This window comes from Achromobacter arsenitoxydans SY8, from assembly GCF_000236785.1.
Lineage (GTDB): Bacteria > Pseudomonadota > Gammaproteobacteria > Burkholderiales > Burkholderiaceae_B > Achromobacter > Achromobacter arsenitoxydans.
The window spans coordinates 15,188-40,506 of the sequence record NZ_AGUF01000031.1 but is presented as its reverse complement, the minus strand read 5'-3'; the positions used below and the strand labels follow the sequence as shown (position 1 = coordinate 40,506).

The following is a 25,319-nucleotide window of genomic DNA, read 5'->3' as shown; positions in this document are numbered from 1 at the left end:
GGTTTCGCGCCCGCCGCCTTTGTTTCAGTCGATTGCTTGCCCTGCGGACGCAGGAACGGGGCCGCGCAGGCCCCGTTCAGTGTGCGGCTCCCGCCGTGGCGGGAGGCCGTCAGGCGCGGACCGCCAGCCGCGGCTAGCCGGCGTCCCAGGCCGTCAGGTATTCCTTCCAGTGGGGCGCGTCGCTGGCGCTGAGGGTGTCGCGCACCAGCGCCACTTCCGCTTCGTAGGACGTGCGGTCCAGTTCGCCGCGCAGGAACCGGAAGCGGCAGTACACCAGCCAGGTGTTGACCACGTCGGTCTCGCAGTAGGCGCGAACCTCGTCGGCGCGGCCCTGGCTCCAGGCTTCCCAGACCTTGCTGCCGTCCATGCCGAGCTTGCCCGGAAAGCCGCACAGCTTGGCCAGTTCGTCGAGCGGCGCGTTGGCGCGGCCGTTGTACTTGGCCAGCACGTCCATCAGGTCCACATGGCGCGAGTGGTAGCGCGAGATGTAGTTGTTGAACTTGAAGTCGCGGTCTTCTTCGCCCATGTCCCAGTAGCGCGGCGCGGGCACGCCCTGGATCAGGCTGCGGTAATGCAGCACGGGCAGGTCGAAGCCGGATCCATTCCAGCTGACGAGCTTGGGCGTGTAGCGTTCGATGGTCTTGAAGAAACCCGCCAGCAAGGCGGCTTCAGGATCATCGGGCTGGCCCAGCGTCTTGACGCGAAAGCCCTGGTCGTCGCGGAACACGCAGCCCACCACCGCCACCTTGTGCAGGTGCAGCGGCAGGAAGTCGTGGCCCACGGCCTCGCGCCGCGCCGCAAGCGCGCGCTCGACCACTTCCTGGTCCGGGACGTCGGCGCCCCAGCCATTGAGCTTGCGCAGCCCGTCGGCGTCGGGGATGGTTTCGAGGTCGAATACCAGGGTGGGCGTCATTTGGGCGGCAGGTACTGCATCGGGTCCACGGGGGTGCCCTGGCGGCGGATCTCGAAGTGCAGGCGCGGCGACGTGGTGTCGCTCTGGCCGAGTTCGGCGATCTTGGCGCCGCGCTTGACCGTCTGCCCCGTCTTCACGAGCAGGGCGCGGTTGTGCGCGTAGGCGGTGATGAAGCCGTTCTGGTGTTCGACGATGATCAGGTTGCCCAGGCCGCGCACGCCGTTGCCGCTGTACTTGACCAGGCCGTCCGCCGCGGCGGTGATGGGATCGCCAAGTGCGCCGGAAATGTCGATGCCCTTGCTGCTGGCGTTGTAGCCCTGCACGACCTGGCCGCTGGCCGGCCAGGCCCAGTTGATGACCCCGGCGTCGGCCGCGCGCGTGGCGGGTTTGGTGTCCACCGGCGCCGGCGGCGGCGTGGGCGTGGCGTCGGGCGCGGGCGTGCCCGACGCGGAGGTGTCGGGCTGATCGAGCGGACGCGGCTGCGGCTTGACGCTGGCGACCGGCGCGGTCTGCGCGCCGCCACCCGCACCGCCGGACATCTTCAGCACCTGCCCGACCGAGATCTGGTTGGGATCGCTGATGTTGTTCCAGCGCTTGATGTTTTCGATATCGGCGTTGTTGGCGCGGGCGATCTTGTAGAGCGTATCGCCTGGCTTGACCACATAGCTGCCGGACGGGGCCGACGACGCGGGTTGCCCGCCGGTCATGTCGACCACGGGGGCACGGGTACCTTTGGATGCGCAGCCGGCCAGAATGGCGAGGCTGAGGACCCCCACTGCGAAGAGCGGGCGGCGCAGGCGCGTCATGGACGCGCCCATATTCATATCGGTCAGTTGCAACTGCCCGTTGAGCATACGTTTCTCCTGTTGCTCAAGATTGTATTCCGGACCGTAGCGGCACAAAGCGCACGGCCTCTAGTTCAGTACGTTTCCAGCTGGCCGCGCCCGTGCGTTCGATGAGAACGAGGCGCTGGTTCGAGCCCCCTTCGGGAGCGATCAGGCGGCCACCCGGCGCAAGCTGCGTGAGCAGCGCTTGCGGGATGGCCAGGCCGGCGGCAGCCACAACGATAGCATCGAACGGCGCCACGCCGGGCAGCCCCAGGGTGCCATCGCCGTAGATCAGGCGGATCCTGGTGGTGAGGCGCAAGGCGCGCAGATGATCGCGCGCCAATTCGTAGAGTCCGCGGATGCGTTCGATCGTGTGGACGTCGCGCACGAACTGCGCCAGCACCGCCGCCTGGTATCCGCAACCGGCGCCGACCTCGAGCACTCGGGTCGGCGTGCGGTCTTCGCAAGCAGCCGCGATCATACGCGCCACAACCCACGGTTGTGAAATTGTCTGGGAATGGCCGATGGGCAGCGCAGCGTCTTCGTAGGCGCGGCTGGCGAGCGCCTCGTCGACGAACAGATGGCGCGGTACGGCGGCCATGGCGCTGAGCACGCGCTCGTCTGTGATGCCCTGCGTCCTGAGCCGCTGCACCATGGCCTGGCGCAGGCGTTCGGAATTCAGGCCCAGATTGCCGCCCGAAGCGGGCAGCGGCGCCTGCGTTTGCTTCTGCAGCGTGGCCGCGGAAATGCGCGTGTTGCTGTTGGCCGGCGTGTAGCCGGGACCCAGGCGGCCGGAGTCGTGGCGCACCGGGGCGCTGCGGCCCGCGCCGGCCTGCGAAATATCCGGCTGGCTCACGCGCTTGCGCATAGCGGCTCCGCCCAGGTGCGGATCTCGTCCAGTTGGCTGTGCTGGGTCAGGTCCAGGCGCAAGGGGGTGACGGACACCGTGCCCTGCTCGACGGCGTGGAAATCCGTGCCCGGAGTCGCGTCAGCGGCCAGGCCGACCGGGCCGATCCAGTAGACCGTGTCGCCATACGGCGTGGTAGTGCGCACCACGGGCTGCGACGGATGCCGCTTGCCCAGGCGCGTCACGGCGAATCCGTGCATGTCCTCGAAGCGGCGGCTGGGGATGTTGACGTTGAGCAGCACTGGCGCGGCCAGCGGCTGCGCCAGATGGCGCTCGACCACGAGGCGGGCCGCCCTGGCGGCGGAATCAATGTGTTCCCAGCCCTTTTCGGCAAGCGAAAACGCGATGGCGGGAATGCCGAACAGGTAGCCTTCGCTTGCCGCGGCGACGGTGCCCGAATAAAGGGTGTCGTCGCCCATGTTGGCGCCGTTGTTGATGCCGGACACGACCAGGTCGGGGCGCGTGTCCATCAGGCCTGTAAGGGCGACGTGCACGCAGTCCGAGGGCGTGCCGTTGACGGCGATGAAGCCGTTGGACGCCGTGCGCACCGACAGGGGCCGGTTCAGCGTCAGGGAATTGGAAGCGCCGCTGTGGTTGGTTTCGGGCGCGACAACGGTCAGATCGCCCAGCCCTTCCAGCGCCGCAACCAGCGCTTCAAGGCCAGGGGCGGAGTAACCATCGTCGTTCGAAACCAGAATTCGCATTGTGCATCCGAAAGAAAATAAAACGCGGGTGGGCGTTGCGGATTGTACCGTCCGCGGCAGCCTCCCGTCTGTCCGTCCGCGCACTTTGGATCCGCCCCGCCCGCTCGATAACCCGAACCCGGTCCGCCCCCGGGCGCGGTAGAATCCGCAGCCATTACTACAACAACGGATTCCCTTTCCATGGCGATAACCGAACCCTCCCTGGCGTTTACCGTGGCGCTCGTCCTGCTGGCCTACCTGATCGGCTCCGTGCCCTTCGCCGTGGTCGTCAGCAAGCTCATGGGGCTGCAAGACCCCCGCAGCTACGGATCCAAGAATCCCGGCGCCACCAATGTGCTGCGCACGGGCAACAAGACCGCCGCGGCGCTGACGCTGCTGGGCGATGCGGCAAAGGGATGGTTCGCGATCTGGCTGGCCGAAAAGCTGGCGCCGGGACTCAACCCCGGGGCCGTGGCGGCGGTGGCGCTGGCCGCCTTCGTCGGCCACCTGTACCCCGTCTTCCTGGGTTTCAAGGGCGGCAAGGGCGTCGCTACCGCGCTGGGCGTGCTGGTGGCGATCCAGCCCTGGCTGGCCGTCGCGACGGCGGCCACCTGGCTCATCATGGCCGTGTTCTTCCGCTATTCCTCGCTGGCCTCGCTGGTGGCCGCGTTTTTCGCCCCCGTCTACTACGTGTTCGGTTCCGGCCTGGCCTGGCAGGCGCAGCCGGCCATCGGCATCGCGCTGGCGATCATCGGCGTGCTGCTGTTCTATCGGCACCGCGCCAACATCGCCCGCCTGATCCAGGGCACCGAAAGCCGCATCGGCGGCAAGAAAAAATAAGCAGTATTTGAATGACAACGGGCGGCCTGGCCGCCCGTTGCGCTTTATGCGATATCGGCCAGGTCCCAGCGCGGCTTCACCGTGAAGCTGTGGGCGCTGGCGTCCAGCGTCGCCAACCCCGCCTTGACCCGTTCCGACGCTGCGAAGGCGATCATGGCGCCGTTGTCGGTGCACAGTTCCAGGGGCGGGAAGTAGGCGCGGGCCTTCAGCGGCTTGAGCGCCGCGTCCAGCCGGGCGCGCAGGAGCTGATTGGCCCCTACCCCGCCGGCCACCACCAGCCGCCGCAACCCCGTCTGCTTCAAGGCCCGGATGGCCTTGGCCGCCAGCACCTCCACGATGGCCGCCTGGGTGGCCGCCGCCAGATCGGCGCGCGTCTGCTCGTCCAGGCCGCCCGCCTGCTCGGCGGCCTTGACCCGCGTCAGCACGGCCGTCTTCAGGCCGCTGAAGCTGAAGTCCAGGTCCCCGCTGTGCAGCATGGGCCGAGGCAGGTCGAAGCGCGAGGCATCGCCGCTGCCCGCCAGCCGGGCCAGCGCGGGCCCCCCGGGGTAGCCCAGGCCCATCAGCTTGGCCGACTTGTCGAAGGCCTCGCCCGCCGCGTCATCGAGCGTTTCGCCCAGCAATTCGTAGCGGCCCACGCCGTCCACGCGCATCAGCTGCGTGTGGCCGCCGGACACCAGCAAGGCGATAAAGGGGAATTCGGGCCGCGGGTCGGCCAGCATCGGCGACAGCAGGTGTCCTTCAAGGTGGTGGATGCCGATGGCCGGCAGGCCGCGCGACCAGGCGAACGACTGCGCCACGCTGGCCCCAACCAGCAGGGCGCCGGCAAGCCCGGGGCCCGCCGTGTAGGCCACTGCGCCAATATCGGACATCTGGAGGCCGGCGTCTTCGAGCACCTGCCGGGTCAGGGGCACGACGCGCCGGATGTGGTCGCGCGAGGCAAGTTCGGGCACCACGCCACCGTATTCCTGGTGCATGGCGATCTGGGTGTGCAGCGCGTGCGCGAGCAGGCCGCGTTCCGTACAGACGGCTGCGACGCCGGTTTCGTCGCAGGAGCTTTCAAAGCCGAGAATAATCATGGCGGCAGAGTTTACAACTGATGCGAAAATACGCCTGTTTCTGAATAGGGACGGGCCGTCCGGCCCCTCCCGCCACAACCCGCAAGCCTGTAAAAACACTGGGGACTCGAATGCTGGAAAAGCTATTCAAGCTGCGTGAACACGGCACGACCGCAAGAACGGAAATCGTCGCTGGCGTGACGACATTCCTGACGATGTCGTACATCATCTTCGTCAACCCGGACATCCTGTCGTCGACGGGCATGGACCGCGACGCCGTGTTCGTCGCCACCTGCCTGGCGGCCGCGCTGGGTTCGCTGGTGATGGCGTTCATCGCCAACTGGCCGATCGGCATGGCGCCCGGCATGGGCCTGAACGCGTTCTTTGCCTTCACCGTGGTCAAGACCATGGGCTACACCTGGGAGCAGGCGCTGGGCGCCGTGTTCATTTCGGGCGTCATCTTCCTGTTCCTGACGATATCCGGCATCCGGGTCTGGCTGGTCAAGGGCATCCCGCATTCGCTGCGCAGCGCCATCGCGGCCGGCATCGGATTGTTCCTTGCCATTATCGCCCTGTCCAGCGCCGGCATCGTGGTCGCGCATCCGGCCACCAAGGTCACGCTGGGCAACCTGACCTCGCACGGCCCGCTGTTCGCCATCCTGGGCTTCTTCATCATCGCGGCGCTGGACGCGCTGCGCGTGCGCGGCGCCATCCTGATCGGCATCATCGTGGTCACCGTGCTGTCGATGGCGCTGGGCTACAACGAGTTCAAGGGCATCTTCTCGGCGCCGCCCAGCCTGTCGCCCACGCTGTTCAAGCTGGACATCCTGGGCGCCCTGCACACCGGCTTCGTCCATGTGATCCTGGTGTTCGTGCTGGTCGAGGTCTTCGACGCCACCGGCACCCTGGTGGGCGTGGCCAAGCGCGCCGGCCTGGTGCCTGAGGACCGCCCCAACCGCCTGGGCCGCGCCCTGTTCGCCGACAGCACCGCCATCGTGGCCGGGTCCATGATGGGCACCAGCAGCACCACCGCCTACGTGGAAAGCGCCTCGGGCGTGCAGGCCGGCGGCCGCACCGGCATGACCGCGCTGATCGTGGGCCTGCTGTTCCTGGCCGCGCTGTTCATTTCGCCGCTGGCGGGCGCCGTGCCCGCCTACGCCACCGCGCCCGCCCTGCTCTACGTGGCCGGCCTGATGATGCGCGAACTGATCGACATCGACTGGAACGACGTCTGCGAGGCAACCCCCGCCGCGCTGACGGCGCTGGTCATGCCGTTCACGTATTCGATCGCCAACGGCATCGCCTTCGGTTTCATCAGCTATGTGGTGCTCAAGACCGCCACCGGCAAGGTCCGCGACGTGCATCCGGCCACGTGGCTGGTGGCCGTGCTGTTCGTCATCCGCTACGCGTTCTTCCCCGAATAGCCCGCAAGGCGTTCAGGCCGCTCGCCACAGCCGCCCGGGACTCCGCGTCCCCGGCGGCTGTTTTATTGCGCGGCGCATGCCGCAGGCTTGAAGCGGCGCCAGGCGGGTCCGCGCGCCGCGGGAAGGCCTGCGCTATGGCGCGGATCGGGAAAATCAATCAACCCGCCCGGCCATATGGTTGCTGGCGGGCGCACTTGAATTCGCCGATACACTCCCCATGTAAATCAGCATATGGAGTACATCTTGCGTCTTTCCCGTCTGAGCCCCGCGCTGCCCGCCTGTCCCGCCACGCGCACGGAGGCCAACGCATGAGCGTCCTGGCCAATATTCCTTTTTCCGTGCTGGACCTGGCCCCGATTGTGCAGGGGCGCGACGCCGCGAACGCCTTCCGCAACACGGTCGCACTGGCGCAGCACGTCGAACGTCTTGGCTACAACCGCTTCTGGCTGGCCGAGCACCACAACATCAACGGCGTGGCCAGCAGCGCCACGGCCGTGCTGATCGGGCACGTCGCGGGCCACACCAGCACATTGCGCGTCGGATCCGGCGGCGTGATGCTGCCCAACCATGCGCCCTTGATCATCGCTGAACAATTCGGCACGCTCGAAACCCTGTACCCCGGCCGCATCGACCTGGGCCTGGGCCGCGCGCCCGGCAGCGACGGCGCCACGCAGCAAGCGCTGCGCCGCAGCCCGCGCAGCGGCCTGGAATTCCCGGCGCTGGTGGAAGAACTGCGCGCCTTCCTGGCGCCGTCGCGCCCCGGACAAGCGGTGCGCGCCATTCCCGGCGAAGGATTGGACATCCCCATCTGGCTGCTGGGATCCAGCGATTTCAGCGCGCGCATGGCGGCCGAACTCGGCCTGCCGTTCTCGTTCGCGGGCCATTTCTCGCCCGAGGGCATGGCCGCGATGCGCCTGTACCGCCATCTGTTCAAACCGTCCGCGACCCTTTCGCGTCCCTACTCCATGATCGGCGTGCCGGTCATCGCCGCCGAATCCGACGAAGCGGCCCGGTTCCAATCGACGACCCAGCAACTGAAGTTCCTGTCGTTGGTGCGCGGCCATCGCCTGCAGCTGCAGCCGCCCGTCGACAGCATGGACGGCGTGTGGAACGAATGGGAACGCGAGGCGGTCAATCAAAGACTCGGCGCCTCCATCGTGGGCGGCCCCGATACCGTCAAGCGCGAACTCGAAGCGCTGGTAGCCGAAACGCAGGCCGATGAAGTCATGATCGTGTCCGATTTCTATGACATCGCCGACCGCCTGCGCTCTTTCGAGATCGTCGCGTCGCTGAAAAACGGCGCCGGCGTCTCCACTAAAACCGCGGCCTGAGGGCCGCGAACTGCGCCAACCGAAGCGCCAACCATTGCGACGCAGCCTGGACCGGCTCTACTATTGCTTATCAGGCAATCGTCCACCACGCGCCGCCGCAACATGTCCGGGGCAGGCCCCGGGGTCTCCTCCACCGCTTTTTAGCCGCTCCCGCGGCAAGGATTCCAAATGAGTATTGTTGAACTCACCAAAGACAGCTTCCAGGACGCCATCACGCCTGACGGCACGCTGATCGTCGACTTCTGGGCGCCCTGGTGCGGACCGTGCCGCGGTTTCGCGCCCGTCTTCGAACAGGCCGCCACTGAGCATCCCGATGTCACGTTCGCCAAGGTGAACACCGACGTCGAACAGGAACTCGCCGGCGCGCTGGGCATCCGTTCGATCCCCACCCTGATGGTCTTCCGCGAAAAAGTCCTGCTGTTCTCGCAGCCGGGCGCCTTGTCGGGCGGCCAGCTGAACGAGCTGCTCGCCAAAATCAAGGAGGTGGACATGGAGCAGGTCCACAAGGAAATCGCCGCGGCTCAAGACAGCCAGGACGCATAAACAGCAAGGGGCCCGAAATCGGGCCCCTTCCTTTTGCACCGGAGCAACTGACCCGCTTGTGCGGGACCGACGCCGAACACGCGCGTCCGTTACACGCGTCCGTTACACGCGTCCGTTACTCGCGTCCGTTACGCTCGCCCGCGCCGCCTGGCGCAGCCCGCTACGAAAGCACTTCCCAGGCCGACCGCCCGCGCGTGATGTTGGCGACTGTGACCTCCAGGTCGGCAAGCACCGCGCGGGGCGCGCAGAAGCACAGGGCCACGCCGTCTTCATTGAAGTCCTCCTGCTGGATAGCCGCGCCCGCCTGCGCAAGCCGCGATTTCAGCAGCGCCAGCTCGGCGAATCCGCACGCGCAGCGCACGGTCGCCAGATCCACGATCTCTGTCCGTTCGCCCAGCCTCAGGCAATTGGCCGCGCAACCGCCGTAGGCGCGCACCAGCCCCCCCGCACCCAGCTTTATGCCCCCGTACCAGCGCACCACCAGCACGGCCACGCGGTCCATGTCCTGCCCTTCGATGGCTTGCAGAATGGGCCTGCCGGCGGTGCCCCCCGGTTCGCCGTCGTCATTGAAGCGGTATTCCTGACCGATGCGGTAGGCCCAGCAATTGTGGGTGGCCTCGGGGTCGCTGCGCTCGGCAAAAAACCGCATCGCGTCGTCGATGGTCGCGACAGGCGCGGCGTAAGCCGCAAAGCGGCTCTTCTTGATGTCTTCCTGGTAGGAGCAGGGAGCGGTCAGCGTGTGCGTCATGCCCGGCATTGTAAGTGCGCGCGCGGGCGCCGTGCCCGGCAGCGGCCCGCTGCCGGCGCTAACCGTGGCAGTCGGGCACTTCCTGGTCCAGGTAGACGTCGAACGCCACGTCGCGCGCCCACTTCGTCGTCATGGCCTTCCAGGCGCCGGCCCGGTCCCACGCCCGCATTTCCTGGCCCAGCCAGGCGCGCGAGGCCGTGTCGCCAGCCGCCAGCAGCCACACGCGTTCGCGTCGCGCGCCATCGGCCGATAAGGTCGAGGAGAACTTCTTCCATTCCGGGAACCGGACCAGCGGCTCCCATACGGCATCGTCGACCAGGCCGATGTCGCAGCTGCCTTCGCGCACCGCGACCAGCGCGTCGGAAGGCACGCGATAGGTGCGGACCTCGGCGCCCCAGGTCTGCGCCAGCGCGCGCGCCTGCGTCGCGGCCTCGGCCATGCAGACGGTGCGCCCCCGCACATCGGCCGGCTTGCGCAGGGTCGTATCGCTGCGGATCACGGCCTTCGGTCGCACACCATAGCCCGTGGACTGCGTGGCCACGGCGTCGGGCTGACCGTCGGCCCGATCGGCCAGCACCAGGTCGACCTTTCCGGCCGCCAGCGCGGCGGCGGCCTCGTCGGCCGGCAACTGCACCAGCCGCACCGGCAATCCCAGGCTAGCGCCCAGCTTTTCGGAAATGGCCGCGTCCAGCCCTTCGGGTGTACGGATCTTGGCGCCCGCCGCGGGCGGCGGCGCCAGGTACGGCACTCCCACCACCAGCTCGCCCCTGGCCCGCGCCGCCGGGAACGTGTCCGGCTGCGCGTGGGCCTGCGCGCCAGGCATAAGGCTCAGGCTGGCGGCAAGGACGAACAGGCGCAGGCGGGCGATCATGGTGAAATCCGCGGCCTCAGACGTACTGGTAGCGCAACAGGCGGTGCTTGAGGTTTTCAAGCACGAACTGATCAATCAGCGCGGCCAGCACGGCGATGACGAGGATGTTGGTCATCACGCCGGTCATGTCGGCGATCTCGCCCGAATACGCCAGCGAACGGCCCAGGCCCTTGCCGAACCCGATCAGCATTTCGGCCGAGATCAGCGCGCGCCAGGCATTGCCGAACGCGAGCTGCGCGCCGGTGATGAGTTCGGGCATGACCGCAGGCAGGTACACCCGCTTGACCAGCCCCCAGCGCGTAGCGCCCATGACGCGTGCCGCCGACACGTGCACGCGCTGCACGGATTCGGTGGCGTTCATCACGCTCAGCGCGGCCGGGAAGAACGCGGACAAGGCCACGACCACGATGATGGGCGTATTGCCGAACCCCATCACGATGAGGAACAGCGGCACCCAGGCGATCGACGGAATCGACTGCAGGATGACGATCGCGCTGCGCAGCACTTCCCGGAAGAAGAACAGCACCGCGGCCACCAGCCCGAAGCCGATGCCTGCCGCCAGCGCCAGGCCGTAGCCCGCGCCCAGCCTGCCCAGCGTGCCCAACAGGCTTTGATGGAAGGATTGCTTGCCCAGGTCTTCGAACAGCCGTTCAACCACGGCCGGCACGCCCGGCATCAGGAAGTCGGGCAGCGCGAACGCCGCCAATTGCCACAGTGCCAGGATGAACAGGACGCCCAAAACGCCCGCAATATGCTTGCGGGCGCCGGTCACTCGGGTAGAGGCGCTCAAAGCTTGCGAGCCTCTTGCCAGGACAGGTCGACGATGCTGGACACGTCGTACGGCTTGCCGTCGCGCGTCTTCAGCGAACCCTGGGCCTGCAGGATGTCAGCGATTTCCTGCATGCGGGCCGTGTCCTTCGGCGTCAGCTTGGGCGTGAAGACCTGCGTGCTGATGGCTTCGGCGATGACGGTTTCGCGCGGGAGCTCACCGCGGTTCAGCGTCTTGAGCGTGGGCTCGGCAATGAAGTACGAGGCAATCAGCTTGGAGGCCTGCGCGGGTTCCTTCTGCAGCAGCGCGATAGCCTGGTTCTGCGCGTCCAGCGCCTTCCAGACGTCGTCCTTGCGCTTGGCCAGGGTTTCGCCGGAGGTGATCACAACCATGCACGGGAACGGCCAGGCCTGGCCAACTTCGTAGATCTGCTTGACCGGCGCGACCAGTTGCGCGATGCGGTCGTAGGGTTCGAACAGGAAGGCCGCGTCCACACGCTTGCCCACCAGCGACTGCACGGCCACCGCCGGGCTGACGCCCATGACGTTGACATCGTCGGCGCCAAGATTGCCCTGCTTGAGCACCACGCCCTTCAGCACCACGTCGGCGGTGCTGCCTTCGGCCTGGGACGCGAGCGTCTTGCCCTTCAAGCCGGCGATGTCCTTGATGCCGGAATCATCGCGCACGATCAGCGAGTGGTAGCCCTGCTGCGCGCCGCCCACCACTTTCAGGTCCGCGCCCTTCGAGGCCCAGGCCACCGCATTGGTGAAGCCCAGCACGCCGATGTCCAGCTGGCCGCCGACGATCGCCTTGATCAGGTCGGTGCCCGACTTGAACTCGATCAGTTCGGAATCCAGGCCGGCCTTCTTGTAGTAGCCGCCCTCTTGGGCGACGATCGCCTGCGCATCGTCCATCACGCGCAGGTAGCCCACGCGGAATTTCTCGGCGGCCATTGCGGGGGCAGCCGCCAGCAGCGCCGCAGCCAGCGGCAGGGACAGCCATTGCTTCAGTTTCATCAGGAGCTCCAGGGAATTCAGGAACCGGCGGCGCCACGGCGCGGCCGACAGGTATTCAAAAAAGAAAGAGGTCAGGCAGCCAGCGCCAGGTCCGAGTGCGCATCCGAACCGCCGACGCCGATGCCCAGCAGGCGCAGGATTTCGCGCTTCTCGGCGGCCAGGTCGGACAGGTCGTGCGTCTTCACGCGGTGGGCCAGATTGAACTCGCGCAGCACGCGGGCGGGCCGCGGGCTAAACACGACGATGCGGTCGGCCAGGAACAGGGCTTCGTCGACATCGTGCGTCACGAGCAGCACGGTGGGCTTTTCCTGGGCGATGAGCTGGCGCAGCACATCCTGCAGGCTCAGGCGGGTCAGCGCGTCCAGCGCGCCGAAGGGTTCGTCCATCAGCATGGTCTGGGGCTGCGCGATGAACGCGCGGGCCAGCGCGGCGCGCTGGCGCATGCCGCCGGAAACCTGATGCGGGTAATAGTGTTCAAAGCCCCCCAGGCTGACGCGCGCCAGCCATTCGCGGGCGGCCTCGCGGGCGCGCTTCTTGGGCGTGTTCTGGAATTCCAGCGCCAGCGCCACGTTGTCTTCGAGGGTCAGCCAGGGATACAGCGCATGTTCTTGGAACACCAGCGTGCGGCTGGGATGCGGGCCGGTCACCGGGCTGCCATCGGCAAGCACGCGGCCTTGCGTCGGCTGTTCCAGCCCGGCGGCCAGATGCAGCAGCGTGGACTTGCCGCAGCCCGACGGCCCCACCAGGGCGACGAGTTCGCCCGTCTTGAATTCGCTGGTGAAGCCATCCACGACGGGCAGGTCGCCGAAGTGCTTGTGGACGTGGTCGAAGGTCAGGTTCATGGAACGAATCTTGGGCTCGCGTGGAAACGAGGCTCAAATCTAACAATTCGTTATATGAATCCAAACAATCAATATCGAATGTCTTTAATTCTTTTAGTAATAATGGCCTAGCCGGCCCCAGCCGCCGCCGCTTGGCGCGTGGCGCCCCGCTGCAATCCAAACGCAATCAGGAACCCCACCATCACGGACAGCGAGGCCGACAGGAAGATCGCCGGATAGCCGAAGCCGCTGGAAATGTACCCGGCAATGGGTCCCGTGACGCCCAGCGCCAGGTCCAGGAAGGCCGAATACGCCCCCAGCGCCGCACCGCGGCTGCCGGCGGGCACTCGCGCCACGGCCTCGACGCCGATGGCGGGAAACACCAGCGCAAAGCCGCAGCCCGTGAGCGCCGCGCCCATCAGCGCCAGGCCCGGATTCGGCGCCAGCCACAACAGCAGCAGCCCGGCGGCCTCGACCAAAAAGGACACCTGCGCCACCCGGAATCCTCCGTAGCGCGTGATGGTCCCGGCAAACAGCAGGCGCACCCCGATAAAGGCGCCGCCGAACGCGCTTAGCGCATGCGCCGCGCCGTCCCAGGAGCGGCTGGCGTAATACAGCGCCACGAAGGCCGCCAGGGTGCCGAAACCGACCGACCCCAGACCCAGCGCCATGCCGTGCGGAAAGACGCGCAGCACGACGCTCTTGAAGGCCATGCGCTGCCCGCCCACGATCGCAACCGCGCGACGCGCGGCCGCCAGCCCCAGCCCGCCCAGACCCAGCAGCAGCACCGCGCCGCCCAGCGCGCCCATGCTCCAGCGGTTTTCCAGCACGACGCCCAGGGGCGCTCCCAGCGCCAGCGCGCCGTACGTGCAGATCCCGTTCCAGGAAATGACGCGCGCCGTGTGCAGCGGCCCTACCCTGGCGATGGCCCAGGTGGCCGCGCCCGTGCCGACCCAGCTTTCGCCGAAGCCCAGCGCCAGGCGGCTCAGGAGGATCGCAGTCAGGCTGAGCCAGGCGCTGCGCTCGAACGCATACGCCAGCAAGAGGAACACCCCGCTGGCGGCGCAGGCCGCCATGCCGATCACGACCGTCTGCTTAGGACCGACGGTGTCGGCCATGCGCCCGGCGTGCGACCGGCTGAGCAAGGTGGCGACGTACTGCACGCTGATCGCCAGGCCAGCCAGCACCGAGCCGTAGCCCAGCTTGTCGTGCACGTAGCCCGGCAGCACGGCCAGCGGCAGGCCAATGGCGAGATAGCAGATGAAAGTGAAGAAGGCGATGGCGACGATGCGGCCCGTCAGTGCGAACGAGCCGATCTGCGCGCCGTCGGGCGCGGCATGCGAAGAGGGAGACATGTGGGGGCAAAAAGAAGCCTGGCCGGACAGCCGCCAGGATTGCGACGATGATAGCGCAGCGCACATTGCGGCAGGCTGAACGCCGCCTCGCGAAAAAAACAAAGCGGCGCGCCTTGCAGCGCGCCGCTTGATGGGGCCCGAAGGATCAGGCCTCGATGCCGCGCGAAGACAGGTAGTCTTCGTAGCCGCCGCGGTAGTCGACGATCTCGCCCGAGGGCAGGATTTCGATCACGCGCGTGGCCAGGCCCGAAACGAATTCGCGGTCGTGCGAGACGAACACCAGGGTGCCTTCGTACTTTTCCAGGGCGAACTGCAGCGATTCGATAGATTCCATGTCCAGGTGGTTGGTCGGCTCGTCGAGCAGCATGACGTTGTGCCGGCCCAGCATCAGGCGGCCGAAGGTCATGCGGTTCTTTTCGCCGCCGGACAGCACCTTGGGCGCCTTGGGCAGGTCGTCCGCCGAGAACAGCAGGCGGCCCAGCACCGAACGGATGGACTGGTCGTCGTCGCCGGGCTGACGATGGTCGCCCATCCAGTCCAGCAGGTTGATATCGGTTTGCAGGAATTGGTCGGAGACGTCCTGGGCCATGTAGCCGAGGTCCGCGTTATCCGACCACTTCACCGAGCCCGAATCGGGCTGCAGATTGGTGGCCAGCAGGCGCAGCAGCGTCGTCTTGCCCACGCCGTTGGCGCCGATGATGGCGATTTTTTCGCCAGCGTCGACCATGGCCGAGAACTTGGTGATCACGGGCGCATCGTAGGCCTTGCTGAGGTTTTCAACGGTGACCGCCAGACGGTGCATCACCTTGCTCTGCTCGAAGCGGATATACGGGTTCTGGCGCGACGACGGCTTGACCACGACCTGGTCGGCCTTGATGCGGTCGATCTGCTTCAGGCGCGACGTGGCCTGGCGCGACTTGGACTTGTTGGCGGCGAAGCGGCGCACGAAGTCCTGCAGTTCGGCGACGCGTTCCTTGGCCTTGGCGTTGTTGGCCACCAGGCGTTCGCGGGCCTGGGTGGAGGCCAGCATGTAGTCGTCGTAGTTGCCGGCGTAGATGCGGATCTCGCCGTAGTCCACGTCAGCCATGTGCGTGCACACCTGGTTCAGGAAGTGGCGGTCGTGGCTGATGATGATCATCGTGCTCTGGTAGCCGTTGAGCACGTTTTCCAGCCAGCGGATGGTGTTGATGTCCAGGTTGTTGGTGGGTTCGTCCAGCAGCAGGACGTCGGGATTCGAGAACAGCGCCTGCGCCAGCAGCACGCGCAGCTTCCAGCCCGGGGCCACTTCGCGCATGGGCAGGTTGTGCTGGTCCACCGCGATTTCCAGGCCCAGCAGCAGCTCGCCCGCGCGGGCTTCGGCGGTGTAGCCGTCGTATTCGGCGAACTTGGCCTCCAGGTCGGCCGCACGCATGTAGTCGTCTTCGGTCGCCTCGGGATTTGCATAGATGGCGTCGCGTTCGGACATGGCGGCCCACATCTCGGTGTGGCCCATCATCACGACGTCCAGCACGCGCAGGTCTTCGAAGGCGAACTGGTCCTGGCGCAGCTTGCCCAGGCGCACGCCGGGTTCAAGCGCGACGTTGCCGGCGGAGGGTTCAAGGTCGCCGCCGATGATCTTCATGAACGTAGACTTGCCGGACCCATTGGCCCCGATCAGCCCGTAGCGGTTGCCTTCCCCGAACTTGACGCTGACGTTCTCGAAAAGGGGCTTGGGACCGAACTGGATGGTGAGATTGGCTGTGGATATCACGGTGTATTTGCGTTTGAAGGCGCCCGAAAGCGCATGCGGGGAAACCGGATAGTGTAGCAAATGGGGATACGCCCCCGTTTCAGACAGGGGCATTCCGCGGCCCTACCCCGGCGCGTGGCCCGGGGCGGACGCGGTTCCTGCAGGGGGCCCGGACGCGGCGCCGGCGTCCCGTGCGGATCAGTGGTGGTGTTCGTCCAGCACCAGGTGCGCCAGGCCCTTTTCAGTGGCGATGCCGACCTTTTGCCCGACCGGCAGGGTGGCCTTGGTGGCCACGTGCCCGTACGGCAGGCCGGTGACGACCGGCACCTTCACGGTCTTGCGCAGCCACGCCACCACTTCCTGCATGTCGTAGCCGTTGTCGTGCGGCGCCAGGCGGTAGTCTGTGAAGCGCCCCAGCACGATCGCCTTCTGGCGGGCCAGGATGCCGGCCTGCGCCAGCTGGATCAGCATGCGCTCGACGCGGTAGGGATGCTCGGCCACGTCTTCCAGGAACAGGATGCCGCCGCGGATCTTGGGCATGTAAGGCGTGCCCAGCAGCGAAACCACCATAGCCAGATTGCCGCCCCAGAGGATGCCGCGGGCGTCGACAGGATCGGCATCCTGGGTTTCGAAACTGAGGATTTCCAGTTCACCGCGCATCACTTCGCCGAACAGCGCTTCGGTCAGGTCGTCGACCTTCTTGCCGCCGAAGTCCTGGACGGCGGTGGCGCCGGTGTAGCTGACCGCGCCGGTCTGCGCCAGCAGGCCCAGGTTGAACGCGGTGAAGTCGCTCATGCCCACGAAGCGCTTGCCGCTGTCGGCCATGGCCTTCCAGTCGATGGCGGGCAGCAACCGGCCCAGGCCGTAGCCGCCGCGCGTCGCCATGACGATGGGCAGCTTCTGCTTGATCGCGCGCGTCAGGCCGGCCAGGCGCTGCGCATCCGTGCCGGCAAAGCGCTGGTGAACGGCCAGCGCGGTGCGGTCCAGGGCGGTCTTGAAGCCCTGCCCCTGCAGCCGTTCGCGCGCCAGGTCCACCGTAGCCGGGTCGCGCACCGCGGACGACGGCGAGATCAGGTAGATGCCGCGGGCGTCGGGCTGGTGGCCATGGCCGTGATCGTGGCTGTGGTCATGGCCGCAATCGTCGCCGCAGGCGTGACCGTGATCGTGATCATGGCCGGCGTGCGTGGCGGGCTTGGCGGCTTTGGGGGTGCTCATGCGATGGATTCCTTGGCGCGGCGCTCGCGGAAGAACCGGCGCAGCAGGTCGCCGCAGGGTTCGGCCAGCACGCCGCCGGTGACTGAAGTGTGATGATTTAGCTTGGGAACGGCGCCGACGTCCAGCACGCTGCCGCAGGCGCCCGTCTTGGGATCGTAGGCGCCGAACACCACGCGCGACAGCCGCGCGTGCAGCATGGCGCCGATGCACATCACGCACGGCTCCAGCGTGACGTACACCGTGATGCCCGGAAGCCGGTAGTTTTCAAGCTGACGGGCGGCGCTGCGCAGGGCCACGATCTCGGCGTGGGCGGTCGGGTCGTGGTCGATGATGGTGCGGTTGAACCCGCGCCCCAGGATCTCGCCCTGCGGCGAAACCACCAGCGCGCCCACGGGGACTTCGCCGATGTCGTAGGCCGCCTGGGCCTGTTCCAGGGCCAGGGTGATGTAGCGGGCGTCTTCTTCGGTCCAGGGCGGAACCGCCGCCATGGGAGTCGGTTCAACCACGGTACACCCGGGATTTCAGCGCAATGCGGCCAGCCAGGCTGGTGACGGCCTCTTCCAGCCATTGGTAGAGCTCGGCCTGCTCGTCGTAGCGGGCCTGGTTCAGGTTGGACACCCGGCCCTCTTCGATGAAGCCCCAGGCCCGGCTGCGCTTGTCGCGGTGCTTGGGATCCCAAACGCCGAACGCGAAACCGCCGGCGCGGCGGATCAGCGAGAAGCACGGGATGTCGGTGTAGCCGTCCCCGACGAACACCATCTGGTCGAACGGCACGCGCAGGCGGTCTTCGGGAACCTTGCGGTTGACCTCGAACGGCTTGTTGCGGAAATCGCGCCCGATGATGCCCTTCTGGATGTGGAACAGGTAGCGGGTTTTGTCGGTGAAGCTGACCACGCGGCGCGGAAACGTGATGCCGCCATCGGCGCCATAGACGAATTCGGACGCCCAGATCTCCGTGAACTCGTGCGCGATGGGCGTGGACCGGACGACGTCGCCGATGCCGCTGGAAATCAGGTAGAACTCAAGCTGCACCTGCGGCTGCTCGGCGCGCACGGCGGCGCGCAGCCGCTGGAACAGCGTGGGCACGCCGTCGTGCAGTTCCAGGCGGGCGCCCCATTCGTTCAGGCGCTGCTGGGTGATGAGGCCGTGCCGGCCCTCTTGCGAGAGCTGAATCATCTTGTAGAGATACGCGGGCACGGGGTCCCAGTCTTGCTGGGACAGCAGCGGGTCGACCTGGTCTTTCCAGAAGGAAGCCGTGTCCACCCCGATGCTGTCCAGGAAACCGGACGTGCTGTCCGAAGCCAGCGTGTCGTCGAAATCGAAAATCAGGGCGATGACGTCGGACATGAATATGCGTAAAAAGGGGCGACAGCCGCCATTTTGCCTGAATGCGGCGGCGGTTGCGCCCCTCTGCCCCGCCTTACTGGCGGATCGGCGCGCTCATCGTGCCGGTGCCGGGCGCAGGCGCCATGCCCGGAGCGGGCGCCATGCCGGGCGCCGCGCCAGCCGGTGCGACGCTGTCGGCGGGCACCTGGATCGTGGTTTCGCGCAGCACGCCGCCGCCCTGCACGCTGCCGCGCACGGTGGTGTTGGGCGAGGTCATCTGCGTCACGCAGCTCTGCCGCTGCGCCTCGGGCAGGCGGTTGCAGCGGGCCAGCATGTTTTGCTGCAGCTGCTCGGGGCTGGCGTCCCGGAGATTCTGGCGCGAGGCTTCCTGCTTGGCCGCGCCGGCCTCGCGCTTGCAGGTGTCGATCGACTGGCTGGTGTCGCCGGCCTTGCACCTGGCCATGTCCTGCTGGAAGCGGTTCTGGGGCGTGCCGGCGCCGCTTGCCGCATCGGCCGCGTGGACCGCGCCGGCGGCCAGCATCAGGCCTGCCGTACACAGGGTCGCCGCAAGACGCTTGGTGTGCATGTGTCGAATGTTCATGGTCAGCTCCTATGAAAGAGATTGAACCCGGCTGCGCGGGTTGGACTCCGCGCAAACAACCGACACCACTATCCCACCGTTGAGCGGTGGGGGACATGTCCAGCGACGTGAATTCGTAAGGTTACGTTTCAACGTTAAAAATAAGGGACAAAACAACTTGCCCTTAGCGCGCGTCCCTGTCCGCGTCGGCCTTGGTCAGGCGGTTGCGGTAGGTGGCAGCGCGCATCAGCAGCATGGCGGTGACCGGCGAAGAAACAATCAGCAGCAGCGTGATGATCACTTCATGGAAGACCGGACGCGCCGACAGCGCAGAGAACACCAGAATGGAAGCCCCAAGCACGCAGCCGCAGCCCAGGGTGTTGCCCAGCGTCGGCGCATGAATGCGCGCCTGGAAGGTGCGGAACCGCAGCAGGCCCGCGGAACCGGTCAGCGCCAGCAGGCCGCCCAGCACCAGCAGGATGCAGGCGGGAATGCTGGCCCACAGCGGGAGGTCGACGCCGATCATGGCTCGATCACCTCGCCGCGCAGCAGGAAGCGCGCCATCGCGGTGGATCCCACGAAACCGAACAGCGCGATCAGGAGCGCGATGTCGAAATAGACCGACGTGCCCGAGCGGATGCCGAACACCAGCATCGTCAGCATGCCGTTGATGTACAGCGTGTCCAGGGCCAGGACGCGGTCCTGGGCGGTGGGGCCCCGCAAGAGGCGGATGGTGGCGCACACCATGCCCAGCGCGAAGCAGAGCAAGGCAAAGGACGCCGCCCAGTAAAGTGCGTTATTCATTCAAACATCTCCATCAACGGGCGCTCGTAGCGCTCCTGCACCAGCTTGACCCACTCGTCTTCGTTCTGCAGGTCCAGCACGTGCAGCTTCAGGCTGTGGTCGTCGGTCAGGTCCACCCAGACGGTGCCGGGCGTATACGTGACGATGCAGGCGAGCATCGCCAGGCCATGCGGATCGCGCATGGTGAGCGGGATCATGATGAACCCGGGGGAAAACACATTGGGCCGGGGATTGAGGATCAGCCGCGCCACGGCGATATTGGACTTGATGATGTCCAGGGTGACGTGCAGGATCAGCGGCACCACCTTCCAGAGGCGGCGCGGACGCGCGCGCAACGGGCGCAGGCGCGAGGCCGCCCAGGTGAACCACAGCGCCAGCGCCAGGCCCAGCGCGATCTGGCCCGTCGATACGCTTTCATTGAGCACCAGCCACAGCACGAACAGCAGCGTGGGCAGGATCAGGAAGTAGAGACGGCGCATCAGCTTCCTCCCTTGGCGCCGCGCACGGTCTGCGCGGACATGACGGCGTCGATGTACGACTTGGGCTGGTCCAGCGACCGGGCGGCATCGTCCAGGTAGGCCGATACCGGACCGGCGCCCGCCGCCAGGCCGATGCAAAGCAGCACCAGCACGGCCACCGGGCCGGCCTCGATGACGCGCAGCCGCGGCGTGCTGCGGTCGTCGCTGGCCCAGAACACGCGGATGCCGGTGCGGCCCAGGCCGATCAGCCCGGCCAGGCCGGAAATCAGCACGGCGGCCACCAACAGCCAGGCGTCCAGCGGCGGCGCGGATTCGGTGGCGGCCGACACGGCGGCGGACAACAGCGAAAACTTCGCCACGAAGCCCGACAGCGGCGGCAGCCCCGTCACCAGCAGCGCGCAGCAGATGAAAGCCAGGCCCAGGAACGCCATGGCCGCCGGGATGGCGACGCCGACGACGTCGTCGGAGCGGTTGACCGACGCCGGATCGTCCAGATCGAAGGCGTCCAGGGTGACTGCCAGCACGTTGGCGCCGAAGCTGCGCGTGCGCTCGATCAGCTCGGCCAGCAGGAAGAACGCGCCGGTCGTCAGCACCGAACTGATCAGGTAGAACAGCGCCGGACCCGTGAGAGTGACGCCGGGCATGCCCAGCGCTGTCAGCAGCGTGCCCGCCGATACGATCACGCAGTAGCCGACCATTTTCTCCAGCTGCTGGGTCGCCAGGAGGCCCAGGGCGCCGAACAGCAGCGTGGCCAGCCCCGCGGCGAACATCCAGTCCAGGCTGAAGGCCGCGGGCGCGCCCGACGGCAGCAGCAGCGAGCCGATGCGCAGCAGCGCGTAGATGCCGACCTTGGTCATGATGGAAAACATGGCCGCGATCGGCGCGCCGGCCGAGCCATAGCCTTTGACCAGCCAGAAGTTCAGGGGCCAGGCGCCCGCCTTGACCAGGAAGGCAACGCCCAGGATGGCCGCGCCCGCCTCGAACAGCATGCGCTCCGCGCCGGCCAGATTGCCGGCGCGCAGCGCCAGGTCGGCCATGTTCAGCGTGCCCGTAACGCCGTAGATCAGCGCGATGCTGATGAGCAGCAGGAACGACGCCACCAGGTTCACGGCGATGTACTGCAGGCCAGCGCTGACGCGCGCCACGCCCGAACCGTGCAGCAGCAGCCCGTAGGACGCCGCCAGCAGCACTTCGAAGAACACGAACAGGTTGAACAGGTCGCCGGTGAGGAAGGCGCCATTCAGGCCCATCAGCAGGAACTGGAACAGCGAATGGAAATGCACGCCCGCGCGGTCCCAGCGGGCCAGCGCGTAGACCAGCGTGGCCAGCCCCAGCACCGCGGTCAGCGTGAGCATCACGGCCGCCAGGCGGTCGACCACCAGCACGATGCCGAACGGCGCCGGCCAGTCGCCCACGAGGTAGACCCCTACCCCTTCGGACCAGACGCCCGGGACGCCGCCGCCGGCCACGACCAGCAGCGCAATGGCGGCCGCAAGCTGGGCCAGCGTGGAAACCAGAGAGATGCCGCCGCGCGCATAGCGGCTGGTGTCGGCCAGCAGCAGCATCGCCGCGCCGGCGACCAGCGGGATGATGATGGGCAGTACGGGTAGATGTTGAAGCCAAAAATTCAAGATTGGGACTCCCGTCCATCAACGTGGTCGGTACCCGTGAGGCCACGCGAGGCCAGCAGCACAACCAGGAACAGTGCGGTGGTGGCGAAGCCGATGACGATGGCGGTCAGCACCAGCGCCTGCGGCAACGGATCCGTATACCAGGAAGGATCATGCGCCATGGCGGGATCCACGACCGGCGGGCGGCCAGAACTGAGCCGGCCCATGCCGAAGATGAAGAGGTTCACCGCGTAGGAAACCAGCGTCAGGCCCATGATGAACTGGAACGTCCGGGGCCGCAGCAACAGCCAGACGCCCGAGCCCGCCAGGACCCCGATCGCGGCAGCGTATATCAATTCCATCAGGCTTCCCCTGTTTGAGCGGCGGCCGCCTGGAGTTCGGCGGCGGCCTTGCGTTGCGCGCGCAGCGATTGGTGGGCCAGCGCCACCAGCACCAGCACGGTAGAGCCCACGACCAGCATGTAGACGCCCAGGTCGAAGAGCACCACACTGGAAAGATGCACGTGGCCGACCAGCGGGAGCGCAACATCCCAGGCCAGCGCGGCCAGGAACGGCTTGTACGCGAACCATGCGGTCGCCGCGGCGGCGCCGGCACACAAGAGGCCGATCGCGATCCAGTACTGCGGGTTGAGCCGGCTGCGCGATTCGACCCAGTACACCCCGCCCACCATGTATTGCAGGATGACGGCAGTGGCGAAGATCAGGCCGCCGACGAACCCGCCGCCCGGCTGGTTATGGCCGCGCAGCAGGAAGTAAACCGAGATCAGCGCGGCGACGGGCAGCAGCAGGCGCACCAGCACCGCGGGCACCATCATCGAATTGGGAGGCACCAGCGACTTGATGTCCGGCGCGTCCGGGATGCCGCCGTCCTGGTCGATCTGCTGGCGCGGCAGGTCGGCGCTTTCCGCCGCGGGACGGAAGCGGCGCAGCAGCGCGTAGACCGTGAGCGCCACGATGCCCAGCACCGTGATCTCGCCGAACGTGTCGAAGCCGCGGAAGTCGACCAGGATCACGTTGACGACATTGGTGCCGCCGCCGTCCGGCAGCGCGCGATCGACGAAATAGGTGGAAAGGGTCTCGCCTTGCGGACGCGCCAGCACGGCGTAGGCCAGAGCCGACATGCCGCCGCCGGCCGCCACGGCCAGCGCCAGGTCGCGCAGGCGGCGGCCGCGGGCCTGCAGCGTGGCCTTGAGGCCTTCTTCGTCGTCCTGCTCGATGCGCCGGGGCAGCCAGCGCAGGCCCAGCAGCAGCAGGACCAGGGTCACGACCTCGACGGACAACTGCGTCAGGGCCAGGTCGGGCGCCGAAAACCAGACGAAGGTCAGGCAGGTGATCAGCCCCGCGCCGCCGGCCAGGGCCAGCGACGCCAGGCGGTGGTACTTGGCCTGCAACGCGGCGGCCAGCGCGCAGGTGCCTCCCACCAGCCATAGCAGCGCGAACACCGGATCGACCGGCGTCAGGCGGTCCGCGCCGTCAAGCCAGCCGCCCGCACGCAGCGGCAGCCAGGCGACGAAGAGCGTGCCCACCACGATCAGCGCCATCTGCACCTGCAGGCGCGTGGACGACACCCAGCGCAGCAGCCAGGCGGACGCCACGCTGGAGCCGTCAAGCAGCGCTTCGAATGTGCGGCGGCCATCCAGGCGATAGATGAAGGGCACCCGGCCCGGATTGGCCTGCTGATGCGCGCGCAGGCCCAGGTACAGCAGCACGCCCGCCGTCGTGGCGACCAGGCTCATTACCAGCGGCAGGTTGACGCCGTGCCAGACGGCCAGGCTGTACTCGGGCATGTCCTTGCCCAGGATGCTCTGCGCCGCGGTGGCCAGGAACGGGCCCACGGTCAGCCCGGGCACTACGCCAACCAGCAGGCACATGAACACCAACAGCCCGCTGGGCAGCAGCATCCAGCGCGGCGGTTCGTGCGGCGCGCGCGGCAGGTCGGTGGCTGGGGGGCCGAAAAACACCTGCAGGATGAAGCGCAGCGAATAGGCGACGCTGAAGGCCCCCGCGATGGTGGCCAGCAGCGGCAGACCGATCTGGATGTAGCGGTCGGCGCTGACGAAGGTGGTTTCGGCAAAGAACATTTCCTTGGACAGGAAACCGTTCAGCAGAGGCACGCCAGCCATCGACGCGGCGGCCACCATGGCCAGCGTGGCCGTGATCGGCATGGCCTTGTACAGGCCCGACAGGCGCCCGAGGTCGCGCGTGCCGGTTTCGTGGTCGACCACCCCCGCCGCCATGAACAGCGAGGCCTTGAACGTGGCGTGGTTGATCATGTGGAAGATGGCGGCCACCAGCGCCAGCGTGCTGTTGAGCCCCAGCAGCAGCGTGATCAGCCCCAGGTGGCTGATGGTGGAATACGCCAGCACCCCTTTCATGTCCTGCTGGAAGATGGCCGCATAGGCCCCCAGCACCAGGGTGATCAGCCCTGCCCCGCCGATGATCCAGAACCATTCGTCGGTGCCGGACAGCACCGGCCAGAAGCGCGCCAGCAGGAAGACGCCGGCCTTCACCATGGTGGCCGAATGCAGATAGGCGGACACCGGCGTGGGCGCCGCCATGGCGTTGGGCAGCCAGAAATGGAACGGGAACTGCGCGCTTTTGGTCAACGCGCCCAGGGCGACCAGCGCCAGCACCGCCGGATACCAGGGATCGGCGCGCACCAGGTCGCCCGACGCCAGGACGCGGTCCATGTCGTAGCTGCCGACGATATGGCCCAGGATCAGCACGCCAGCCAGCAGGCACAAGCCGCCGGCGCCGGTGACGGTCAACGCCATGCGGGCGCCGCGGCGCGCGTCCAGGCGATGGTGCCAGTAGGCGATCAGCATGAACGACGCCAGGCTGGTCATTTCCCAGAACAGCACCAGTTGAATCAGGTTGCCAGACAGCACCACGCCGAGCATGGCGGCCATGAAGGCCTGGAAGAAAGAGAAAAAAGCGCGGCACCGGATCTTCCGGCGACATGTAATAGCGCGCGTACAGGACGACCAGGGCGCCCATGCCGGAGACGATCAGCGCGAACAGCCAGGCGTAGCCATCCATCCGCAGGGTGAATTGCAGGCCCAGCGCGGGCGCCCAGGGCATGTCGGCGCGGATCACGCCGCCGTTGGCGACTTCGGGATACAGGCTGGCTACCAGAACCGCACAGGCCAGGGCGATGAGGCCCGCCAACCAGGCCTCGGCATTGCGGGCGTTGGAGGGCAGCAGCGCGGCGCACAGGCTGCCGGCGAACGGCAGAGCGAGGATCAGGATCAGCGACATGGCGTTCCGAGAATGTCCGGGCCCCCTCCCGCCAGCGCAAGGCAGCGAGAGACGAAACAGACCGGGGATTGAAAACGGACGGAACCCTGGCCCGGTGCGGCGCGGCACTACACGTTGCCCCGCAGGGACATCAACCAACGCCAATTGAACGGCGCAGACAGAAACAAACGCAATAGCTTTCTTGCAAGACCGGGC

General features: G+C 67.2%; 25 protein-coding genes and 1 pseudogene. 4 read left to right on the top strand and 22 right to left on the bottom strand.

The annotated features are described in order from the left end of the window. Positions 1–133 precede the first annotated feature (133 nt). Genes KYC_RS06865 through surE form a run of 4 tightly spaced genes read right to left on the bottom strand, consistent with a single transcriptional unit; the run spans position 134 to position 3,351 of the window. Positions 134–913, bottom strand: coding sequence for a 3'-5' exonuclease (locus tag KYC_RS06865; protein ID WP_008160283.1), 780 nt, complete (start codon positions 911–913; stop codon positions 134–136). Further along, entirely contained in the window at positions 910–1,767 is an 858-nt protein-coding gene (locus tag KYC_RS06860) for a peptidoglycan DD-metalloendopeptidase family protein (RefSeq protein WP_008160279.1), read from the bottom strand. Before KYC_RS06860 ends, KYC_RS06865 begins: the two co-directional genes overlap by 4 nt. 16 nt (positions 1,768–1,783) lie before the next feature. Beyond that, a complete protein-coding gene (locus tag KYC_RS06855; protein WP_008160278.1) occupies positions 1,784–2,608 on the bottom strand; it encodes a protein-L-isoaspartate(D-aspartate) O-methyltransferase in 825 nt (274 codons plus the stop codon). After that, a complete protein-coding gene (surE, locus tag KYC_RS06850) occupies positions 2,593–3,351 on the bottom strand; it encodes a 5'/3'-nucleotidase SurE (RefSeq protein WP_008160275.1) in 759 nt (252 codons plus the stop codon). Before surE ends, KYC_RS06855 begins: the two co-directional genes overlap by 16 nt. Before the next feature lie 180 nt (positions 3,352–3,531). Between surE and plsY the strand changes: the two genes are divergently transcribed. Beyond that, on the top strand, positions 3,532–4,170 hold the full coding sequence (gene plsY / locus KYC_RS06845) for a glycerol-3-phosphate 1-O-acyltransferase PlsY (protein ID WP_008160273.1): 639 nt from the start codon (positions 3,532–3,534) through the stop codon (positions 4,168–4,170). A 44-nt stretch (positions 4,171–4,214) separates the two neighbouring features. Here plsY and tsaD read toward each other — a convergent pair whose 3' ends face one another. Continuing rightward, a complete protein-coding gene (gene tsaD, locus KYC_RS06840) occupies positions 4,215–5,246 on the bottom strand; it encodes a tRNA (adenosine(37)-N6)-threonylcarbamoyltransferase complex transferase subunit TsaD (RefSeq protein WP_008160271.1) in 1,032 nt (343 codons plus the stop codon). A gap of 110 nt (positions 5,247–5,356) precedes the next feature. Here tsaD and KYC_RS06835 point away from each other — a divergent pair, with 110 nt between their 5' ends. From KYC_RS06835 to KYC_RS06825, 3 genes are all read left to right on the top strand, one after another. Further along, a complete protein-coding gene (locus KYC_RS06835; protein ID WP_008160269.1) occupies positions 5,357–6,649 on the top strand; it encodes an NCS2 family permease in 1,293 nt (430 codons plus the stop codon). 308 nt (positions 6,650–6,957) lie between these two features. Then, positions 6,958–7,980, top strand: coding sequence for an LLM class flavin-dependent oxidoreductase (locus KYC_RS06830; protein WP_008160266.1), 1,023 nt, complete (start codon positions 6,958–6,960; stop codon positions 7,978–7,980). Positions 7,981–8,148: 168 nt separating this feature from the next. Beyond that, positions 8,149–8,523, top strand: a complete 375-nt coding sequence (locus KYC_RS06825; protein WP_008160264.1) for a thioredoxin family protein — start codon at positions 8,149–8,151, stop codon at positions 8,521–8,523. Between the two features lie 160 nt (positions 8,524–8,683). Here KYC_RS06825 and KYC_RS06820 read toward each other — a convergent pair whose 3' ends face one another. The 17 genes and pseudogenes from KYC_RS06820 to KYC_RS06740 form a co-directional block, all read right to left on the bottom strand. Continuing rightward, the gene (locus KYC_RS06820; RefSeq protein WP_008160262.1) at positions 8,684–9,271 is read right to left on the bottom strand and encodes an IMPACT family protein; all 588 of its coding nucleotides are present in this window, start codon (positions 9,269–9,271) and stop codon (positions 8,684–8,686) included. Positions 9,272–9,329: 58 nt separating this feature from the next. Next, a complete protein-coding gene (locus KYC_RS06815; RefSeq protein WP_008160259.1) occupies positions 9,330–10,142 on the bottom strand; it encodes a substrate-binding periplasmic protein in 813 nt (270 codons plus the stop codon). 16 nt (positions 10,143–10,158) lie between these two features. Beyond that, entirely contained in the window at positions 10,159–10,932 is a 774-nt protein-coding gene (locus KYC_RS06810) for an ABC transporter permease (protein WP_008160256.1), read from the bottom strand. Beyond that, complete coding sequence (locus tag KYC_RS06805) at positions 10,929–11,927, bottom strand: ABC transporter substrate-binding protein (RefSeq protein ID WP_008160255.1); 999 nt, start codon at positions 11,925–11,927, stop codon at positions 10,929–10,931. The genes KYC_RS06810 and KYC_RS06805 overlap by 4 nt, the downstream gene beginning before the upstream one ends. Positions 11,928–11,998: 71 nt before the next feature. Beyond that, positions 11,999–12,769: an ABC transporter ATP-binding protein gene (locus tag KYC_RS06800; RefSeq protein WP_008160253.1), complete on the bottom strand. Its 771-nt coding sequence runs from the start codon at positions 12,767–12,769 to the stop codon at positions 11,999–12,001. Between the two features lie 107 nt (positions 12,770–12,876). Further along, positions 12,877–14,103: an MFS transporter gene (locus KYC_RS06795; protein WP_008160252.1), complete on the bottom strand. Its 1,227-nt coding sequence runs from the start codon at positions 14,101–14,103 to the stop codon at positions 12,877–12,879. 145 nt (positions 14,104–14,248) lie between these two features. Beyond that, positions 14,249–15,853 (bottom strand): ABC-F family ATPase, encoded by a 1,605-nt coding sequence (locus KYC_RS06790; RefSeq protein ID WP_008160250.1) that lies wholly within the window; start codon positions 15,851–15,853, stop codon positions 14,249–14,251. Positions 15,854–16,030: 177 nt separating this feature from the next. After that, entirely contained in the window at positions 16,031–17,047 is a 1,017-nt protein-coding gene (locus tag KYC_RS06785) for an LD-carboxypeptidase (RefSeq protein WP_008160248.1), read from the bottom strand. Then, positions 17,044–17,535, bottom strand: coding sequence for a tRNA adenosine(34) deaminase TadA (gene tadA / locus KYC_RS06780; protein WP_008160246.1), 492 nt, complete (start codon positions 17,533–17,535; stop codon positions 17,044–17,046). Before tadA ends, KYC_RS06785 begins: the two co-directional genes overlap by 4 nt. A gap of 10 nt (positions 17,536–17,545) precedes the next feature. Further along, positions 17,546–18,394: an HAD family hydrolase gene (locus tag KYC_RS06775; protein ID WP_008160245.1), complete on the bottom strand. Its 849-nt coding sequence runs from the start codon at positions 18,392–18,394 to the stop codon at positions 17,546–17,548. A 73-nt stretch (positions 18,395–18,467) separates the two neighbouring features. Next, positions 18,468–18,974: a hypothetical protein gene (locus KYC_RS06770; RefSeq protein WP_100148265.1), complete on the bottom strand. Its 507-nt coding sequence runs from the start codon at positions 18,972–18,974 to the stop codon at positions 18,468–18,470. Between the two features lie 163 nt (positions 18,975–19,137). Beyond that, positions 19,138–19,479, bottom strand: a complete 342-nt coding sequence (mnhG, locus tag KYC_RS06765; protein WP_008160242.1) for a monovalent cation/H(+) antiporter subunit G — start codon at positions 19,477–19,479, stop codon at positions 19,138–19,140. Then, positions 19,476–19,757, bottom strand: coding sequence for a K+/H+ antiporter subunit F (locus KYC_RS06760; protein WP_008160241.1), 282 nt, complete (start codon positions 19,755–19,757; stop codon positions 19,476–19,478). The genes mnhG and KYC_RS06760 overlap by 4 nt, the downstream gene beginning before the upstream one ends. After that, the gene (locus tag KYC_RS06755) at positions 19,754–20,236 is read right to left on the bottom strand and encodes a Na+/H+ antiporter subunit E (protein ID WP_008160240.1); all 483 of its coding nucleotides are present in this window, start codon (positions 20,234–20,236) and stop codon (positions 19,754–19,756) included. Before KYC_RS06755 ends, KYC_RS06760 begins: the two co-directional genes overlap by 4 nt. Further along, positions 20,236–21,867 (bottom strand): monovalent cation/H+ antiporter subunit D, encoded by a 1,632-nt coding sequence (locus tag KYC_RS06750; protein WP_008160239.1) that lies wholly within the window; start codon positions 21,865–21,867, stop codon positions 20,236–20,238. The genes KYC_RS06755 and KYC_RS06750 overlap by 1 nt, the downstream gene beginning before the upstream one ends. Further along, a complete protein-coding gene (locus tag KYC_RS06745) occupies positions 21,864–22,208 on the bottom strand; it encodes a Na+/H+ antiporter subunit C (protein WP_008160238.1) in 345 nt (114 codons plus the stop codon). Before KYC_RS06745 ends, KYC_RS06750 begins: the two co-directional genes overlap by 4 nt. After that, positions 22,208–25,124: pseudogene (locus tag KYC_RS06740) on the bottom strand (monovalent cation/H+ antiporter subunit A). Before KYC_RS06740 ends, KYC_RS06745 begins: the two are co-directional and overlap by 1 nt. Positions 25,125–25,319: the final 195 nt, after the last annotated feature.

Coding starts and splice junctions, on each gene's coding strand:
- KYC_RS06865 (WP_008160283.1), bottom strand. CDS start 913: ATGACGCCCACCCTGGTATTCGACCTCGAAACCATCCCCGACGCCGAC.
- KYC_RS06860 (WP_008160279.1), bottom strand. CDS start 1,767: ATGCTCAACGGGCAGTTGCAACTGACCGATATGAATATGGGCGCGTCC.
- KYC_RS06855 (WP_008160278.1), bottom strand. CDS start 2,608: ATGCGCAAGCGCGTGAGCCAGCCGGATATTTCGCAGGCCGGCGCGGGC.
- surE (WP_008160275.1), bottom strand. CDS start 3,351: ATGCGAATTCTGGTTTCGAACGACGATGGTTACTCCGCCCCTGGCCTT.
- plsY (WP_008160273.1), top strand. CDS start 3,532: ATGGCGATAACCGAACCCTCCCTGGCGTTTACCGTGGCGCTCGTCCTG.
- tsaD (WP_008160271.1), bottom strand. CDS start 5,246: ATGATTATTCTCGGCTTTGAAAGCTCCTGCGACGAAACCGGCGTCGCA.
- KYC_RS06835 (WP_008160269.1), top strand. CDS start 5,357: ATGCTGGAAAAGCTATTCAAGCTGCGTGAACACGGCACGACCGCAAGA.
- KYC_RS06830 (WP_008160266.1), top strand. CDS start 6,958: ATGAGCGTCCTGGCCAATATTCCTTTTTCCGTGCTGGACCTGGCCCCG.
- KYC_RS06825 (WP_008160264.1), top strand. CDS start 8,149: ATGAGTATTGTTGAACTCACCAAAGACAGCTTCCAGGACGCCATCACG.
- KYC_RS06820 (WP_008160262.1), bottom strand. CDS start 9,271: ATGACGCACACGCTGACCGCTCCCTGCTCCTACCAGGAAGACATCAAG.
- KYC_RS06815 (WP_008160259.1), bottom strand. CDS start 10,142: ATGATCGCCCGCCTGCGCCTGTTCGTCCTTGCCGCCAGCCTGAGCCTT.
- KYC_RS06805 (WP_008160255.1), bottom strand. CDS start 11,927: ATGAAACTGAAGCAATGGCTGTCCCTGCCGCTGGCTGCGGCGCTGCTG.
- KYC_RS06800 (WP_008160253.1), bottom strand. CDS start 12,769: ATGAACCTGACCTTCGACCACGTCCACAAGCACTTCGGCGACCTGCCC.
- KYC_RS06795 (WP_008160252.1), bottom strand. CDS start 14,103: ATGTCTCCCTCTTCGCATGCCGCGCCCGACGGCGCGCAGATCGGCTCG.
- KYC_RS06785 (WP_008160248.1), bottom strand. CDS start 17,047: ATGAGCACCCCCAAAGCCGCCAAGCCCGCCACGCACGCCGGCCATGAT.
- tadA (WP_008160246.1), bottom strand. CDS start 17,535: ATGGCGGCGGTTCCGCCCTGGACCGAAGAAGACGCCCGCTACATCACC.
- KYC_RS06775 (WP_008160245.1), bottom strand. CDS start 18,394: ATGTCCGACGTCATCGCCCTGATTTTCGATTTCGACGACACGCTGGCT.
- KYC_RS06770 (WP_100148265.1), bottom strand. CDS start 18,974: ATGAACATTCGACACATGCACACCAAGCGTCTTGCGGCGACCCTGTGT.
- mnhG (WP_008160242.1), bottom strand. CDS start 19,479: ATGATCGGCGTCGACCTCCCGCTGTGGGCCAGCATTCCCGCCTGCATC.
- KYC_RS06760 (WP_008160241.1), bottom strand. CDS start 19,757: ATGAATAACGCACTTTACTGGGCGGCGTCCTTTGCCTTGCTCTGCTTC.
- KYC_RS06755 (WP_008160240.1), bottom strand. CDS start 20,236: ATGCGCCGTCTCTACTTCCTGATCCTGCCCACGCTGCTGTTCGTGCTG.
- KYC_RS06745 (WP_008160238.1), bottom strand. CDS start 22,208: ATGGAATTGATATACGCTGCCGCGATCGGGGTCCTGGCGGGCTCGGGC.